The organism is Streptomyces sp. LBL, assembly GCF_029893585.1.
Taxonomy (GTDB): domain Bacteria; phylum Actinomycetota; class Actinomycetes; order Streptomycetales; family Streptomycetaceae; genus Streptomyces.
Genome location: NZ_JARXYX010000026.1, coordinates 85,045 through 100,982, shown reverse-complemented (window position 1 = coordinate 100,982; position 15,938 = coordinate 85,045). Strand labels below are relative to the sequence as shown.

Annotated in this window: 15 protein-coding genes and 1 pseudogene; 7 read left to right on the top strand and 9 right to left on the bottom strand. The window is 70.3% G+C overall.

Annotated features, from left to right (window positions below):
• Positions 1-4: 4 nt before the first annotated feature.
• Together M2271_RS28610 and M2271_RS28605 are read right to left on the bottom strand one after the other, a co-directional pair.
• Positions 5-1,111 (bottom strand): P1 family peptidase, encoded by a 1,107-nt coding sequence (locus M2271_RS28610; RefSeq protein WP_280890230.1) that lies wholly within the window; start codon positions 1,109-1,111, stop codon positions 5-7.
• Between the two features lie 59 nt (positions 1,112-1,170).
• Positions 1,171-1,704: pseudogene (locus M2271_RS28605) on the bottom strand (low temperature requirement protein A); the annotation flags it as partial.
• A gap of 80 nt (positions 1,705-1,784) precedes the next feature.
• Between M2271_RS28605 and M2271_RS28600 the strand changes: the two are divergent.
• Complete coding sequence (locus M2271_RS28600) at positions 1,785-1,961, top strand: hypothetical protein (protein ID WP_280890229.1); 177 nt, start codon at positions 1,785-1,787, stop codon at positions 1,959-1,961.
• Positions 1,962-1,989: 28 nt separating this feature from the next.
• On the opposite strand, the gene mscL is transcribed toward M2271_RS28600, so the two are convergent.
• The 6 genes from mscL to M2271_RS28570 all read right to left on the bottom strand — a co-directional run bounded on the left by mscL (position 1,990) and on the right by M2271_RS28570 (position 7,997).
• The gene (mscL, locus tag M2271_RS28595) at positions 1,990-2,466 is read right to left on the bottom strand and encodes a large conductance mechanosensitive channel protein MscL (protein ID WP_280890228.1); all 477 of its coding nucleotides are present in this window, start codon (positions 2,464-2,466) and stop codon (positions 1,990-1,992) included.
• Positions 2,467-2,604: 138 nt separating this feature from the next.
• Positions 2,605-3,255, bottom strand: coding sequence for a hypothetical protein (locus tag M2271_RS28590; protein ID WP_280890227.1), 651 nt, complete (start codon positions 3,253-3,255; stop codon positions 2,605-2,607).
• A 204-nt stretch (positions 3,256-3,459) separates the two neighbouring features.
• A complete protein-coding gene (locus tag M2271_RS28585; protein WP_280890226.1) occupies positions 3,460-4,302 on the bottom strand; it encodes an S-methyl-5'-thioadenosine phosphorylase in 843 nt (280 codons plus the stop codon).
• Positions 4,303-4,473: 171 nt separating this feature from the next.
• The gene (locus M2271_RS28580; protein WP_280890225.1) at positions 4,474-4,830 is read right to left on the bottom strand and encodes an FmdB family zinc ribbon protein; all 357 of its coding nucleotides are present in this window, start codon (positions 4,828-4,830) and stop codon (positions 4,474-4,476) included.
• Positions 4,831-4,898: 68 nt separating this feature from the next.
• The gene (locus M2271_RS28575) at positions 4,899-6,122 is read right to left on the bottom strand and encodes an MFS transporter (RefSeq protein WP_280890276.1); all 1,224 of its coding nucleotides are present in this window, start codon (positions 6,120-6,122) and stop codon (positions 4,899-4,901) included.
• A gap of 369 nt (positions 6,123-6,491) precedes the next feature.
• A complete protein-coding gene (locus M2271_RS28570; RefSeq protein ID WP_280890275.1) occupies positions 6,492-7,997 on the bottom strand; it encodes a potassium/proton antiporter in 1,506 nt (501 codons plus the stop codon).
• Positions 7,998-8,266: 269 nt separating this feature from the next.
• Between M2271_RS28570 and M2271_RS28565 the strand changes: the two genes are divergently transcribed.
• On the top strand, positions 8,267-11,113 hold the full coding sequence (locus tag M2271_RS28565; RefSeq protein ID WP_280890224.1) for a penicillin acylase family protein: 2,847 nt from the start codon (positions 8,267-8,269) through the stop codon (positions 11,111-11,113).
• 133 nt (positions 11,114-11,246) lie between these two features.
• Here the strand turns inward: M2271_RS28565 and M2271_RS28560 are convergent, their stop codons facing one another.
• Positions 11,247-11,831: a 5-formyltetrahydrofolate cyclo-ligase gene (locus tag M2271_RS28560; protein ID WP_280890223.1), complete on the bottom strand. Its 585-nt coding sequence runs from the start codon at positions 11,829-11,831 to the stop codon at positions 11,247-11,249.
• A 131-nt stretch (positions 11,832-11,962) separates the two neighbouring features.
• On the opposite strand from M2271_RS28560, the gene galU reads away from it, so the two are divergent.
• From galU to M2271_RS28535, 5 genes are all read left to right on the top strand, one after another.
• On the top strand, positions 11,963-12,865 hold the full coding sequence (galU, locus tag M2271_RS28555) for a UTP--glucose-1-phosphate uridylyltransferase GalU (RefSeq protein WP_280890222.1): 903 nt from the start codon (positions 11,963-11,965) through the stop codon (positions 12,863-12,865).
• Between the two features lie 5 nt (positions 12,866-12,870).
• Positions 12,871-14,187 carry a gephyrin-like molybdotransferase Glp gene (gene glp, locus M2271_RS28550; protein ID WP_280890221.1) on the top strand — a complete coding sequence of 439 codons (1,317 nt, stop codon included), beginning with the start codon at positions 12,871-12,873 and terminating at the stop codon, positions 14,185-14,187.
• Between the two features lie 87 nt (positions 14,188-14,274).
• Complete coding sequence (gene moaC / locus M2271_RS28545) at positions 14,275-14,787, top strand: cyclic pyranopterin monophosphate synthase MoaC (RefSeq protein ID WP_280890220.1); 513 nt, start codon at positions 14,275-14,277, stop codon at positions 14,785-14,787.
• A complete protein-coding gene (locus M2271_RS28540; protein WP_280890219.1) occupies positions 14,784-15,290 on the top strand; it encodes a MogA/MoaB family molybdenum cofactor biosynthesis protein in 507 nt (168 codons plus the stop codon). Before moaC ends, M2271_RS28540 begins: the two co-directional genes overlap by 4 nt.
• On the top strand, positions 15,287-15,925 hold the full coding sequence (locus tag M2271_RS28535; RefSeq protein ID WP_280890274.1) for a GNAT family protein: 639 nt from the start codon (positions 15,287-15,289) through the stop codon (positions 15,923-15,925). The genes M2271_RS28540 and M2271_RS28535 overlap by 4 nt, the downstream gene beginning before the upstream one ends.
• Positions 15,926-15,938 lie beyond the last annotated feature (13 nt).

Genomic DNA, 15,938 nt, shown 5'->3' with positions numbered 1-15,938 from the left:
CCCCCTATGCGTGCCCGTACAACTCCCCGTACGACGGCCACGCACCGCCCGGCCCGTCCACCGGTTCCGCCGCGCGGACGGCGTGGACGATGGCGCGGGTCACGGTGTCGGCCGCGGCCGCGAGGATCTCGTTGAGGGCGAGGGGGTTGTCGGTGACGTGCTGGTCCGTGACGTGCTGGTCCGTGACGTCAGGGTCGGTGACAGGGCTGCCGGGGCTGCCAGGGTCGGCGGGGCCGAGGGAGCGGGTGCCGGTGGCCAGGGCGAAGACCGTGTCGCCGTCGTGGAGGAGGTGCACTGGGCGTACGGCGCGGGCGATGCCGTCGTGAGCCGTGCCGGCCATTTTCTGGGCCTGGGCCTTCGACAGGTCCGCGTCGGTGGCGACCACCGCCAGGGTGGTGTTGAGTGGGGGCGGGGTGTTCCGCCCGGCGGCCTCGGTGAGGCGCCGGAGTGCGGCCTCATGGACATGTGGCTCCGGGTACGCCACGCGCCCCTGGAACAACTCCCCGTACAGCACGCCCGTTTCCGGGTGGGTCACCGCGCCCGCCGCGTTGGCCACCACCAGCGCGGCCACCGTGATACCCGAGCCGAGGACCGTACTCGCGGTGCCGACACCGCCCTTGAGCGGACCGACCGTGGCGCCCGCCCCCGCGCCCACGCACCCCTGCGGCACCCGCACGCCGGCCTCGCTCGCCGCGGCCGCCTCGACCGCGGCGCGTCCCGTGGCCGCGTCCGGCCTGGCCCGGAAGTCGCCGCCCCGCCCCAGGTCGAAGACACAGGCCGCGGGCACCACCGGGACGACGTGCGCCGGGTCCGCCCCGACCCGTACTCCGCGGCCCCGCTCCTCCAGCCAGGCCATCACCCCGGAGGCCGCGTCCAGCCCGTACGCGCTGCCGCCGGTCAGCACGATCGCGTCGACCTTCCGCACCAGGTTGCGCGGGTCGAGCGCGTCGGTCTCCTTGGTGCCGGGCCCGCCGCCGCGTACGTCGACGGCGGCCACGGCCCCGCCCTCCGGCGCGAGCACGACCGTGGTCCCGGTGAGCCAGCCCCCGCCGGTACGTGTGGCGTGTCCCACCCGGACACCGGCGACGTCCGTCAATGCGTCAACTGTCATGGGCCCCAGTCTTGTCCAGGCACCGGGGGCCGGTGCGCTCCCGCGCCCTTCAGCCGGGCTCAGACGGTTCGGGCCGCCTGCGACCCCACCCCGCTCTCCCACGAGGCCATGCGTGCCGTCAGCGTCGAACCGACCGCCACCGCCGGCGCCGACACGATGCCTGCCGCGAGCACCGCCCAGTCGCCGAGGAAGGTGCAGACGATCACCAGGAGTGCGGTGGTCGGCAGCACCAGTTGCTGAGTGATGCCCACCTTGAAGTGCCGTGCGTGCAGCGCCCACACGGTGAGCAGGTACAGCGCCGTCGGCAGGGTCACGGCCGCTGACGCGGCCAGCGTGGAGATGTGCGCTTTGCCGAGCGCCTGCTCCACCGCGACCTCCAGCCCGGCGCCGATCGCCGCCGCCGAGGCGAAGACCAGGTAGCGGCCGTATCCCCACTGGAACGCCTGCCCGCTGGTGCGCAGATGACCGTGGATAGGCACCACGAAGTAGATCCACCAGGCGGCGAAAATGATCAGCAGCCCACCCGCGGCGATCGGCAGCAGGTCGCCCAGCGCGTCGTTCTCGCCGATGCCCGACTTCACGGCGACCGTCGCCGGCACAGCAGATGCCCCACCGACATGCCTGTGCAGGGCTTCGCAAGCGAGGGTTCGCCTCCGGGCCGTACCCTGAACGCATGAGTACCGTCCCCGACTCCGAGCCGCGCGAGCCGAAGCCCGCGCTGATCTTCGACGACCCGCTGGACCGGCAGTCCTCGGACGACACGGACCGGGGATGGGGCGAGCTGCCCGGCAGCGACAGCGCGGCCGACCTGAAGCGCTTCCTCGATGAGAAGCCGCCCCACCACCTCTGAGCCCGCCGGGCGCCGCGGACCGCCCCCGCTACCGCTTCTCGTAGCCCGAACCGCGCTGCCGCTGCTGTGCGAGCAACGTGTCGCGGATCTCCTTCAGTACCTCCAGCTCGGTCAGCTCGATGACCTCGTGCGCACCCTCCTTCGCCTTCCTCCGGGCCTCCATGCGCGCCAGGTACTTCGACATGGGCAGAACCATCAGGAAGTAGACGACGGCCGCCGTGATCACGAAGGTGAGAGTGGCTCCGAGGACGGATCCCCACAGGATCCTGACACCGGTCACGTGGTCGCCCGTGCCCTTGCAGGGGTCCTTGAGGCATGAGTAGTAACTGTCGAGGTTCTGCGTACCGATCGCTCCGACCAGCGGGTTGATGATTCCCTTCACCAGGGAGTTGACGATGTTGGTGAAGGCCGCACCGATGACCACCGCAACGGCCAGATCGACGACGTTCCCGCGCATCAGGAAGGCCTTGAAGCCATGCCAGACGCTCGGCTTCTTCTCGCTCATTTAGGGGACTCTCCTCGCCTGCGCAGGGTGTGGAACAAACAGCTCCGCAACCTACGTCAGGTCGTGGCGACCCTGTCCAGTCGGGCGGCTTCAACGAGGGACTTGACGGGGAAGCGCGCGGAATACGGGTTGTCCGGCTCAGCACAGTGTCACGGCCAGCCGTGCCGTCGTGCTCGCGCCGGCGAGCCGTGCCGCAGTGGCACGCGGTACCGACAGCATCACCAACGCCCCTGCCCCGGCCGCGTCTTCCGGTGTGTCCAGCGCCTCCGGGAGCTTCGTCACCCGTGCCCCGCGCGCGACCACGCGAGCGTCGCCGCCCGTCGCCGTCTGCTCGGCGGCGATGACGTCCACCCGGTCACCGGGCCGCAGCAGTCGCACTGTGGCCCCGTCGGCGATCCGCACCGGTGCCGTCACAAGCTGGACGGCACGGCGTTCCCGAACCGGATCCGCCACGGGATGGCCCCGGGCCTGATCCGTCTCCCGGGGCCCCGCCGCCAGGACCGCGGCCGCCGTGACGACGAGACCGGCCGCCACCGCCCGCCTTCGATGTCGTACGAGTCGCTGCAGTTGATACCGCCCGCCGCGCACACGAACCGGTGCGAAGTGCGGGACCTCGCACGTCGGGGGAGCATCCAGACCTGGCGGGCGCGGGGAAACGGGAGAGGAGGAATGGGGAGCGGAGGAAAAGGGAGTGGAGGAAAGGGAGGAGGGAGACGGGGGCCCGGACGAAGACGGTGCGGGCGAGGAAGAGGGTGAGCGCGTGGGCCAGGGTGCGGGAGCGAAGGGCATGGGATACCACCTGTGACGAGGAATCGGCTTGCGATCCCACGATGCGGCTTCGCGCCGATTCCCGCTGAGGCCTGTGAGCTACTGGCGAGTTGTGGACAACTCCCTCACCCGAACGTGACGTTCCGCCTGCCCTCGCACGGCCTTGTATCGCTTTATATCCCTACGTATCCCTACGCATCCCCGCGTATCGGCCCCGTGTCGCCGCTACGGCAGCACGAACCCCGGATCCATTCCGCCCAGCGCGTTCATGCACAGGCAGTCCCGCTCCGCGGTCGAGGGCAGTGCGGCCACCGCGTCGAACAGCACACCCCGCAGCCGGTCCACGTTCGCCGCGAACACCCGCAACACCTCGTCGTGGGAGACGCCCTCGCCGGTCTCGGCGCCGGCGTCGAGATCGGTGACCAGGGTCAACGACGTGTAGCAGAGTTCCAGTTCACGGGCGAGAGGGGCCTCGGGGTGTCCGGTCATGCCGACCACCGACCAGCCCTGGGCCTGGTGCCACAACGATTCGGCACGGGTCGAGAAGCGCGGACCCTCGATCACGACCAGTGCGCCGCCGTCCACCGCCTCCCAGTCCCGCTCGTGGGCCGCCTTCAGCGCGGCCGCACGCCCGGCAGGGCAGTAGGGGTCGGCCAGGGACACATGCACCACGTTCGGCATCGTGCCGTCCGGCAGCGGGAGTCCGTCGAAGTACGTGCCCGGGCGGGACTTGGTCCGGTCGACCAGTTGGTCCGGCACGAGCAGGGTGCCCGGCCCGTACTCGGGGCGCAGGCCGCCCACCGCGCACGGGCCGAGGACCTGGCGCACGCCCACGGACCGCAGGGCCCACAGGTTGGCCCGGTAGTTGATGCGGTGCGGTGGGAGATGGTGGCCGCGTCCGTGTCGGGGCAGGAAGGCGACCCGCCGGCCGGCGACCTCGCCGAGGAAGAGGGAGTCGCTGGGCGGCCCGTAGGGGGTGTCCACCTGGAGCTCGGTCACGTCCTCGAGGAACGAGTAGAAACCGGAACCGCCGATCACGCCGATCTCTGCGTTCGCCTTGTTCGCCATGCCCGCACCCTAGTGCCGCGACAGGCAGTAGCCGCCGCAGATGCTGAAGACCCCGCCATCGGACAGACGGCCGCCATCGGACAGACGGCCGCCATCGGACAGACGGCCGCCGTCGCAGATGCCGAAGATCCTGCCGTCGGACAGACGGCAGGATCCCGTAAGAAGCGGTCCCTATGCGGCGGAGCTGCTGCTGGACGAGGTGCCGGTGCCCGACGACTTCGAGTCCGAGGACGTTGAGGACGCCGATGACGAGCTCGTCGAGCTCGTCGAGCTCGTCGAGCTCGACGGCTTGGCGTCGGACGTGGTCGTCGCCGGCTTCGGGGCCGACGCCGGCGAGCTGCTCGACGAGGAGCTGCGGCTGTCGTTGCGGTAGAAGCCGGAGCCCTTGAAGACGATGCCGACCGCGGAGAACACCTTCTTGAGGCGGCCCTGGCAGTTCGGGCATACGGTCAGGGCGTCATCGGTGAACTTCTGCACCGCCTCGAGGCCCTCGCCGCACTCGGTGCACTGGTACTGGTAGGTCGGCACTTGTCTTCCTCCTGGCACTCTCACTCGATGAGTGCTAACGACGATCTATATTGACGTATTCCCGAGCATCAGTCCACTGTCACCGGTGTGCGGTGTCCCACGCCACGTGCCACGGTCCGCTCGCGAGGCCGTGCCGCGAGCCGCGAACGCAGCGCCAGGAGGGTCGCCAGGGCGAGCAGCGTGCCGCCCATCGGCACCAGGAACCCGGCGCCGCCCCGGAAGCGGTCCTCCAGTTGCCCGGCGATCGTGACGGCCGCCGCCTGGCCGAGCCCGACCGCGCCGGTCAGCCAGGTGAAGGCCTCGGTGCGGGCGCCGGCCGGGACCAGGTCCTCGACCAAGGTGTAGCCGGTGATCAGGGACGGCGCGACACACATGCCGACGAGCAGACCCAGGCCGGCCAGGACGAGTACCGAGTGGGCGGCCCACAGGCCGGACGCGGTCAGCGCGAGGGCGGCGTACCCGACGAGCAGCCGCCGCCTCGGGGCCGCCTTCCAGGCGATGGCGCCGCAGACCAGGCCGGAGAGCATGTTGCCGGTGGCGAAGGTGCCGTAGAGGACACCGTTCAGGCCCGGTTCGCCGATCGACTCGGTGAACGCGGCCAGCGAGACCTGCATGCCGCCGAAGACGGAACCGATGCCGAGGAAGGCCACGATCAGGACGCGTACTCCGGGGATGCGCAGAGCGGAGGTGCGCTCCACGCGCGCGTGCCCGGCGCCGACGGCGACCGAGGGCTGAGTGCTCCTCCGGGCGGCGAACAGCAGACCGCCGAGCAGGGTCAGTGACGCCTCGGTGACCAGACCGGCGGCCGGGTCCACCGCGGTGCACAGCGCGGTGGCGAGCAGCGGTCCGATGACGAAGGTGAACTCGTCGGTGACCGACTCGAATGCCGCCGCGGTGGACATCAGGGGCGAGCCCTGGAGCTTCACCGCCCAGCGGGCGCGCACCATGGGCCCGATCTGGGGTGTGGAGGCGCCGGTGGGCACGGCCGCCGCGAGCAGTGCCCACAAAGGGGCGTGGGAGAGCGCGAGCGCTGTGAGGGCGAGACCGGACAGGGAGTGCGCCACAATGCCCGGAACCAGCACCGCACGCTGTCCGTAGCGGTCGGCGAGGCGGCCGCTCCAGGGTGCGAACAGGGCCATGGCGACACCGGTGACGGCCGCGGCGGCGCCCGCCGTCGCGTAGGAGCCGGTGGTGTGCCGCACCAGCAGCACGATGGAGACGGTGAGCATCGCGAAGGGCTGGCGTGCCGCGAAGCCGGGGAGCAGGAAACGCCAGGCGCCCGGGGTGCACAGAAGGTTCTTGTACCCCGGGCGATCACCCTGTTGGTCGGGAGTGACCGTGGATGCGGCGGCCCTGGCCTTTCTGCCGCCTGTTGACGCCCTCACCTGCGAGGCAGGTGATTCTGGTCCGCACCGTTGGGTGGTGCCACCGCGGGTTCCTGCTTCATCGGCCCTCGCCTTCCCTCGAGAGGGACTGGTCTTACGCGGGCCTCCACAGGCGTCACTTTCCGCCCGTCCGGCGGTAGGTCCGACGAACGTGCTGTCGGACAAGCTGAACTTACCGGTGATGGTCGGCTCCTGTGGGGCTGTTTGGGCACGAAAGCGCGCCTTCTCATCCCGAAGAGTGGCGAACCGGTCAACTGTACGATATGAAACGCGCCCTTAACGCCCGCCGCCGTTGCCGCTCGTGCCGAGCCATCCGGCCAGCTTGCCGCCGTGTCCGACCGCGCGCAGCCGCCGTTCCGCCGCGTCCCGGACGGGATCGGTGGCCACCACGAGCAGTTCGTCGCCGCGTCGCAGCACCGTCGCTGGCAGCGGAACGAACGATTTTCCATCCCGGACGACGAGGGTGACCGCGGCCCCGGTCGGCAGCCGCAGCTCGCCCACCTCGACGCCGTGCATCTTCGAGCCCTCGGGGATCGCGACGGACAGCAGATGCCCGCGCAGTCGCTCCAGGGGCGCCGACTCGATCCCGAGGTCGGCGGCCTCGGCGTCCGCGCCCAGCCTCAGTCTGCGCGCCAGCCAGGGCAGGGTGGGGCCCTGGATCAGGGTGTAGACGACGACCAGCACGAAGACGATGTTGAAGATGCGGCGGCTGGCCTCGACGCCCTGCACCATCGGGATGGTCGCCAGGATGATGGGCACCGCGCCGCGCAGCCCGGCCCAGGACATGAGGGCCTGCTCCTGCCAGGGCACCCGGAACGGCGTCAGGCACAGCACGATGCTCAGCGGGCGCGCCACCATCGTCAGCACCAGGCCGATGACGAGCGCCGGCCAGATGTCGTCGCCCAGTTCGTGCGGGGTGACCAGCAGACCGAGCAGGACGAACATGCCGATCTGGGCGATCCAGCCGAGTCCGTCGGCGAAACCGCGTGTGGCGGGCCAGTGTGGCAGCTTGGCGTTGCCCAGCATCATCGAGGCGAGATAGACCGCGAGGAAGCCGCTGCCGTGGGCCATCGCGCCCGCCGCGTAGGCCGTGACGGCGATCGCCATGACCGCGATCGGGTAGAGGCCGGAGGCGGGCAGGGCGACGTGTCTGAGGCCCCAGGAGCCCAGCCAGCCCACCGCGAGACCGATGGCGGCGCCGATGGCCAGCTCCAGGGCTATCTCCCCGAGCAGCACATACCAGTGGTCGACCGGACCGGCCGTGGAGAAGGCGACCACCAGGATGACCACCGGGGCGTCGTTGAAGCCGGACTCGGCCTCCAGCGTGCCCGTCACGCGCGCGGGGAGGGGAATCCTGCGCAGCACCGAGAAGACCGCCGCCGCGTCCGTCGAGGAGACGACCGCCCCGACGATCAGTGCCTGCCGCCACTCCAGCCCGATCAGGTAGTGCGCGGCCGCCGCTGTCACCCCGACGCTCACCGCGACCCCGCCCAGCGCCAGTACGGAGGCGGCGGGCAGGGCCGGCTTGATCTCCTTCCACTTCGTGCCCAGACCGCCCTCGGCCAGGATCACGACGAGGGCCGCGTATCCGATGACCTGGGTCAGTTCGGCGTTGTCGAAGCGGATGGCGCCGATGCCGTCCTGGCCCATGGCGACGCCGATCCCCAGGTAGACGAGCAGGCTGGGGAGCCCGCTGCGCGAGGAGATCCGGACCGCTGCCACGGCGACGAGCAGGACGAGCGAGCAGACGAGGAGGAGCTGGTTGAGATGGTGGACAGTCAGCGGCCGTTCCCTTCCCTGGCCCGCGGCGTCGCGCGCGCGGGCTCACGTACATCGGACACGAAGGCACATTGTTTCGCACCCAAGTACTTCGTTACCTTACCTAACTCTTGACGATTTCTTGACGCTCGGCAAGGCAAGATCGAACGTCCGTCCGGCCGGGTTCCCGACTCCGCGTCAAGTGGCACCGGGCCCTGCGCCTATGGTTGCTCCAGCGCTCAGTCAAAAGCACAGCCCGCCCTGCCGCTCGCGTGAGGACAGCAAGGACAGCGATGCCCCCCAACACCACCGCCTCATCGGGTCACAAGCCCGGCAAGTCCGGCAGGAAGAAGGGGCGCAAAGCCCGTCTGCTCGTATTCGTCCTGGTGCTGGCCATCGTCGGAGGCGTGGCCTACGGGGCGTACTGGTCCATCAGTACCGTCCGCGGGTCGTTCCCGCAGACCAAGGGTTCGACCACGCTGGACGGGCTGTCCGGGCCCGTGGACGTCAAGCGTGACGGCAACGGCATCCCGCAGATCTACGCGTCCTCCGACGCGGACCTGTTCATGGCGCAGGGTTACGTCCAGGCGCAGGACCGGTTCTACGAGATGGACGTGCGCCGCCACATGACCTCCGGGCGTCTCTCGGAGATGTTCGGCAGGGGCCAGGTCGACAACGACGAGTTCCTGCGCACCCTGGGCTGGGACCGGGTGGCGAAGCGGGAGTATGACAAGACGCTGTCGGCCTCCACGAAGAAGTACCTCCAGGCTTACGCCAAGGGGGTCAACGCCTACCTCCAGGGCAAGAGCGGCGAGGACATCTCCCTGGAGTACGCGGCGCTGGGCTTCACCAACGACTACAAGCCCGCGCAGTGGACCCCGGTCGACTCGGTCTCGTGGCTGAAGGCGATGGCCTGGGACCTGCGCGGCAACATGCAGGACGAGATCGACCGCGCCATGATGACCAGCCGTCTCGGCCCCAAGCAGATCGCCGACCTCTACCCGGAGTACCCCTACCGTCGTAACCAGGCGATAGTCCAGGACGGCGAGTACGACGAGCTGACGGGGACCTTCGACGGGGGCGACGACTCGTCGGGCGACGGCTCGTCCACCAGTGGCACGAGCGGCGTCTCCGGCACGGGCGTCTCCGGCACGAGCGGCGTTTCCGGTGCTGGCGGTACCGGTGGCACCACCGGAACGGGCGGCACCACCGGAACGGGCGGCACCGCCTTGGAGAGCCAGCTGTCGGCCCTCCAGGACGTCCTGGACGACGTTCCCACGGCCGTCGGCGTGAACGGCAACGGCATCGGCTCCAACTCCTGGGTGGTCGCCGGGAGGAACACCATCACGGGCAAGCCGCTGCTGGCCAACGACCCGCACCTGTCGGCCTCGCTGCCGTCCGTCTGGTACCAGATGGGCCTGCACTGCCGCACGGTCTCCGCCAAGTGCCAGTACGACGTCACCGGCTACACCTTCGCGGGCATGCCCGGCGTGGTCATCGGCCACAACCAGAACATCTCCTGGGGCATGACGAACTCCGGTGTCGACGTCACGGACCTCTACCTGGAGAAGCTCTCCGGCGACGGCTACCTGTACGACGGCAAGGTCAAGCCCTTCACCACGCGCGAGGAGACCATCAAGGTCGCCGGCGGATCGTCCAAGAAGATCGTCGTCCGGCAGACCGGCGACGGCATGCCCCTGCTGTCCGACCGCGACAAGGAGCTGGTGAAGGTCGGCAGGAAGGCGACCGTCGACACCTCCGCCCCCGACCGTGGCGACGGTTACGGCATCGCCCTGAGGTGGACCGCGCTGGACCCGGGCACCTCGATGGACGCCGTCTTCGCGATGGACAGGGCGACCGGCTGGAACGACTTCCGCGAGGCCGCCGCACTGTTCGACGTGCCGTCGCAGAACCTGGTCTACGCCGACACCGAGAACCACATCGGCTACACGCTGCCCGGAAAGATCCCCACGCGCGCGAAGGGCGACGACGGCTCCGTCCCGGCGCCCGGCTGGGACCCCAAGCACAAGTGGACCGGGTACATCAAGCCGGACCAGCTGCCGTACGAGTACGACCCGAAGCGCGGCTACATCGTCACCGCCAACCAGGCCGTCGTCGACAAGGACAAGTACCCCTACACGCTCACCACGGACTGGGGCTACGGCACCCGCAGCCAGCGGATCAGCGACCTGATCGAGCAGAAGATCAAGGGTGGCGGCAAGATCTCCACCGACGACATGCGGCAGATGCAGTTGGACAACAGCAGTGAGATCGCCAAGCTGCTCGTGCCCAAGCTGCTGAAGATCGACGTCGGCGACAAGGACGTCCGCGAGGCCCAGGAGCTGCTGGAGGGCTGGGACTACACCCAGGACGCCGACTCGGCGGCGGCCGCCTACTTCAACTCGGTCTGGCGCAACATCCTCAAGCTCGCCTTCGGCAACAAGCTGCCCAAGGAGCTGCGAGTCGAGGGCCAGTGCCTGTGGGTGGACCCGGTCAACACCACCGGCCCGGTCGACGACACCGGCAAGGTGCGTGAGTGCGGCGAGCGCGCCGCCGACCAGGCGCAGCCGGACGGCGGCGACCGCTGGTTCGAGGTGGTGCGCACGCTCATGGACGACGAGAACAGCGACTGGTGGAAGACGCCGAAGACACCGCGCTCGGGCACCACCCACCCCCTGGCCGACAACCGTGACGAACTGTTCAAGCGGGCCATGGTCGACGCCCGCTGGGAGCTGACCGCCAAGCTCGGCAAGGACATCGACACCTGGAGCTGGGGACGGCTGCACCGCCTGTTCCTGAAGAACCAGACCCTGGGCACCGACGGCCCCGGTTTCCTGCGGTACATGCTCAACCGCGGCCCCTGGAAGCTCAGCGGCGGCGAGGCGGCGGTCAACGCGACCGGCTGGAACGCCGCCGGCGGCTACGAGGTCGTGTGGGTGCCGTCCATGCGGATGGTGGTCAACCTCGCCGACCTCGACAAGTCGAAGTGGATCAACCTCACCGGCGCCTCCGGGCACGCCTACAGCGCCCACTACGTCGACCAGACGAGCAAGTGGGCCAACGGCGAGCTGCTGGAGTGGTCCTTCTCCGACAAGGCGGTCGACGACAGCACGAGCGACTCGCTGGTGCTGAAACCGTGAGCCGCTGACGCATGGCAGTGAACCGGCCCTCCACGCGCGCGTGGAGGGCCGGTTCATGTTCAGGAGGGCTCGTGTTCAGGAGGGCCGGTTCGTGTTCAGCGGGGTGGGGTTCGTGTCAGGCGGTCGGTTCTGTTCAGGCGGGCCGAGGGAAGCGGCGCACCCCCGACGGCGTGACCGCTGCCTGCACCGGCCGGTCGTGCGCCTCCGAGGGCACCCGCTCGACCACCTCGGAGTCGTACAGCAGCACCACCAGCGCGGGGTGGGCGCCCGCCCGCTCCAGGCGTGCGAGGACCCGGTCGTACGAGCCCCCGCCGCGGCCCAGCCGCATCCCGCGCGCGTCGACCGCCAGCCCGGGCAGCAGTACGACGTCGGCGGCGGTCACCGCGTCCGGGCCCAGGCGCTCGCCGACCGGCTCGAAGAGGGCCGTCTTTCCGCCGTGGCGGACCCGCGCGAGGGAGCCCTCACCGGCGTAAGCGCCCCAGTCGAGGTCGTTGTCGGGCAGGAGCGCCGGGAGCAGGACCTGCACACCCCGCGCGCACAGCGCGTCCAGCAGCGCGCGCGTGCCGGGTTCGCTCCCTACGGAGACGTACGCCGCCACCGTGCGCGCACGCGCCAGTTCGGGCAGCTCCCGTGCCCGCCCGGCCAGTGCAGTGGCCGCTTCCCGCACGTCATCGGCTGTCAACCTGTTCCTCACCGTGAGGAACTCTCGCCGCAACATGCGCTTGTCAGGCTCGTCCGGACGTCCGACGGGACTCAAAGGTCGCACCCGTACCTTTCAATACGCTCATATGAGAGCCAATTAACCGGAGCCACAGATTGCTCTCAAAGGCACCGGATAAGGTTGCGGCCATGACTCAGTCGCACCCTCGGATCAGCAAGGCTGTCATTCCCGCAGCTGGTCTCGGCACCCGGTTCCTGCCGGCCACCAAGGCCACTCCCAAGGAGATGCTGCCGGTCGTCGACAAGCCGGCGATCCAGTACGTGGTCGAGGAGGCCGTGTCCGCCGGTCTCGATGACGTCCTCATGATCACGGGACGCAACAAGCGCCCCCTGGAGGACCACTTCGACCGCAACTACGAGCTGGAATCGGCCCTTCAGAAGAAGGGCGACGCGAGTCGGCTCGCCAAGGTGCAGGAGTCCAGCGACCTCGCGACCATGCACTACGTCCGCCAGGGCGACCCCAGGGGCCTCGGCCACGCCGTCCTGTGCGCCGCCCCGCACGTGGGCCACGAGCCCTTCGCCGTCCTCCTCGGCGACGACCTGATCGACCCGCGCGACCCGCTGCTCCAGCGGATGGTCGAGGTCCAGGAACAGCGCGGCGGCAGCGTCATCGCGCTCATGGAGGTCGCGCCCGAGCAGATCCACCTCTACGGCTCCGCGGCCGTGGAGCCCACCGAGGACGGCGACGTCGTCAAGGTCACCGGCCTGGTCGAGAAGCCCGACCCGACGGACGCCCCCTCGAATTACGCGGTGATCGGCCGCTACGTCCTCGACCCGCACATCTTCGACATACTCCGCAAGACCGAGCCCGGCCGCGGCAACGAGATCCAGCTCACCGACGCCCTCCAGCAGCTCGCGGAGGACGAGAAGGTCGGCGGCCCGGTGCACGGCGTCGTCTTCAAGGGCCGCCGCTATGACACCGGCGACCGAGGCGACTACCTGCGTGCCATTGTCAGACTCGCATGCGAACGTGAAGACCTGGGCCCGGACTTCCGGGCCTGGCTTCGCAGTTACGTAGCCGAGGAGATGTAGCAACGTTGAGCAGCGCCGCGCCCCACAGCACCGGCCCCGACCACCTGTGGTCGGTGGACGAGCACCTGGAGGACATCCTCGCGACCGTCCGCCCCCTCGAACCCATCGAGCTGCAGCTCCTCGACGCCCAGGGCTGTGTCCTTGTCGAGGACGTCACGGTGCCGGTGTCCCTGCCGCCGTTCGACAACAGCTCCATGGACGGGTACGCCGTGCGGGTCGCGGATGTCGCGGGCGCGAGCGAGGAGTACCCCGCCGTCCTCGACGTGGTCGGGGACGTCGCGGCAGGCCAGGCCGGCCTGCTCCACGTCGGCCCCGGCCAGGCCGCCCGGATCATGACCGGCGCCCCGCTGCCGCCCGGGGCCGAGACCGTGGTCCCGGTCGAGTGGACCGACGGCGGGCTCGGTGAGGGACCGGTGAGCGGAATGCGCGCCCGCGCCCTGGCGCCGGAGGGCGCCGAGGGGCAGGTGCACGTGTACCGGCCGGCCGAGGCACGCGCGCATGTGCGCGCCCAGGGCAGCGACGTGAAGGCCGGCGACCGCGCCCTGGAGGCGGGCACGATCCTCGGCCCGCCGCAGATCGGCCTGCTCGCCGCCATCGGGCGCGGCACCGTCCGCGTGCGCCCGCGCCCGCGCGTGGTCGTCATGTCCACCGGCAGCGAACTCGTCCAGCCCGGCGAGGAACTCGGCAGCGGCCAGATCCACGACTCCAACAGCTTCGCCCTCACCGCGGCCGCCCGCGACGCCGGCGCGATCGCCTACCGGGTGGGCGCCGTCGCCGACGACGCCGAGACCCTCCGCTCCACCATCGAGGACCAGCTGGTCCGAGCCGACCTCATGGTCACCACGGGCGGGGTGAGCGTCGGGGCGTACGACGTCGTCAAGGAGGCGCTGTCGTACGTCGGCGACGAGGACGGCAGCGGCATCGAGTTCCGCAAGCTCGCCATGCAGCCCGGAAAGCCCCAGGGCTTCGGCACCATCGGCCCGGACCACACTCCGCTGCTCGCGCTCCCGGGCAATCCCGTGTCGTCGTACGTCTCCTTCGAGCTGTTCGTCCGCCCCGCGATCCGCACCCTCATGGGTCTCGACGACGTCCACCGGCCCCTCACCCGCGCGAAGCTGACCGCGGACAAGGCGCTGACCTCGCCGAAGGGCCGTCGGCAGTTCCTGCGCGGGACGTACGCCGACGGCTCCGTGAGCCCGGTCGGCGGCGCCGGATCCCATCTGGTCGCGGCCCTCGCGCACGCGGACGCGCTGATCGTCGTCCCCGAGGACGTGGAGTCCGTGGAGCCCGGCGCCGAGGTCGAGGTCGTCCTGCTCGGCTGAGCGCTCCTGGTTGGCGGTAGCGTGTCGCGCACGACAAGCTCGCGCGACACACCGCGCCGGGCCCCCCGACCGGGAGCGCCACACCGCATGACTGAGCCTTCCCGGGGGCAGACCCCCGGACCCCCTGTGCAGGACCGACTGACCCACATCGACGAGGCGGGCGCGGCCCGCATGGTCGACGTGTCCGGGAAGGACGTGACCGCGCGCACCGCTCGCGCCAGCGGCCGTGTCCTGGTCTCGCCCCGCGTGGTCGAGCTGCTGCGCGGCGAAGGGGTCCCCAAGGGTGACGCCCTGGCCACCGCGCGGATCGCGGGCATCATGGGCGCCAAACGCACCCCGGATCTGATCCCGCTGTGTCACCCGTTGTCGGTGTCCGGTGTGAAACTGGACCTGAGGGTCGCGGACGACGCCGTGGAGATCCTGGCCACGGTGAAGACGACGGACCGTACGGGCGTCGAGATGGAGGCGCTCACCGCGGTCTCCGTCGCCGCTCTCACCGTGATCGACATGATCAAGGCGGTCGACAAGGGAGCGGTCATCACGGACGTACGGGTCGAGGAGAAGACGGGCGGCAAGTCGGGCGCCTGGAGCCGGGCATGACGTATCGCGCTCTGGTGGTCACTGCCTCCAACCGGGCCGCCTCCGGGGTCTACGAGGACAAGGGCGGCCCGATGGTCGCCGACGGCCTCAAGGGCTTCGGCTTCGCCGTCGACGGGCCGCAGGTCGTGCCGGACGGAGCGCCCGTGGAGGCCGCCCTGCGCGCCGGGGTGGACGCCGGGTACGACGTGATCGTCACCACCGGCGGCACCGGCATCTCGCCCACCGACCGCACCCCCGAGGCGACCCGCGAGGTGATCGACCACGAGGTCCCGGGCATCGCGGAGGCGATCAGGGCGTTCGGACGGGAGAAGGTGCCGACGGCGGCGCTCTCCCGGGGCCTGGCCGGGGTGGCGGGGCGGACACTGATCGTCAATCTGCCGGGCTCCTCCGGCGGGGTGAAGGACGGACTGGCCGTCCTGGAGCCCCTGTTGGCGCACGCCGTCGACCAGATCCGCGGCGGCGACCACCCGAGACCCGACATCGGCCGTGGGGGTGCGAGCTGAACAGCGTGTCCTGGCCCGCCGTACTGGCGGACGGCGACGTCGTCCTGAGGCCGATAAAGATGCGCGACCAGCGGGCCTGGCGCGAGGTCAACCGGCGCAACCGGGACTGGCTGCGGCCCTGGGAGGCGACCATTCCGCCGCCCACGCCCAGTGGGCCGATCGCGCACCGGCCGACCTACCGGCAGATGGTCAGACATCTGCGGGCCGAGGCGAACGCCGGACGGATGCTGCCGTTCGTCATCGAGTACCAGGGGCGACTGGTCGGACAACTGACGGTCGCGGGGATCACCTGGGGCTCGATGTGTTCGGGGCACATCGGTTACTGGGTGGACGAATCGGTGGCCGGCCGCGGTGTCATGCCGACCTCCGTGGCGCTCGTCGTGGACCACTGTTTCCGCGCCGTCGGTCTGCACCGCATCGAGGTCTGCATTCGCCCTGAGAACGGGCCGAGCCGCCGGGTGGTGGAGAAACTCGGATTCCGCGACGAGGGGCTGCGCCCGCGCTATCTCCACATCGACGGCGCCTGGCGCGACCACCTCGTGTTCGCGCTCACCGCGGAAGAGGCGCCCGACGGTTTGCTCAGGCGCTGGCAGCGGGCACGCTCCAGGAGCACGCCGCACGACAATCCCGCATAACGCGCTGCGTGAG

What these genes read in the sequence shown, in the direction of transcription:
- M2271_RS28600 (WP_280890229.1), top strand. Translation starts at nt 1,785, where the DNA reads ATGAGTACCGTCCCCGACTCCGAGCCGCGCGAGCCGAAGCCCGCGCTG.
- M2271_RS28590 (WP_280890227.1), bottom strand. Translation starts at nt 3,255, where the DNA reads ATGCCCTTCGCTCCCGCACCCTGGCCCACGCGCTCACCCTCTTCCTCG.
- M2271_RS28540 (WP_280890219.1), top strand. Translation starts at nt 14,784, where the DNA reads ATGACGTATCGCGCTCTGGTGGTCACTGCCTCCAACCGGGCCGCCTCC.
- M2271_RS28585 (WP_280890226.1), bottom strand. Translation starts at nt 4,302, where the DNA reads ATGGCGAACAAGGCGAACGCAGAGATCGGCGTGATCGGCGGTTCCGGT.
- M2271_RS28560 (WP_280890223.1), bottom strand. Translation starts at nt 11,831, where the DNA reads ATGTTGCGGCGAGAGTTCCTCACGGTGAGGAACAGGTTGACAGCCGAT.
- galU (WP_280890222.1), top strand. Translation starts at nt 11,963, where the DNA reads ATGACTCAGTCGCACCCTCGGATCAGCAAGGCTGTCATTCCCGCAGCT.
- mscL (WP_280890228.1), bottom strand. Translation starts at nt 2,466, where the DNA reads ATGAGCGAGAAGAAGCCGAGCGTCTGGCATGGCTTCAAGGCCTTCCTG.
- M2271_RS28610 (WP_280890230.1), bottom strand. Translation starts at nt 1,111, where the DNA reads ATGACAGTTGACGCATTGACGGACGTCGCCGGTGTCCGGGTGGGACAC.
- moaC (WP_280890220.1), top strand. Translation starts at nt 14,275, where the DNA reads ATGACTGAGCCTTCCCGGGGGCAGACCCCCGGACCCCCTGTGCAGGAC.
- M2271_RS28565 (WP_280890224.1), top strand. Translation starts at nt 8,267, where the DNA reads ATGCCCCCCAACACCACCGCCTCATCGGGTCACAAGCCCGGCAAGTCC.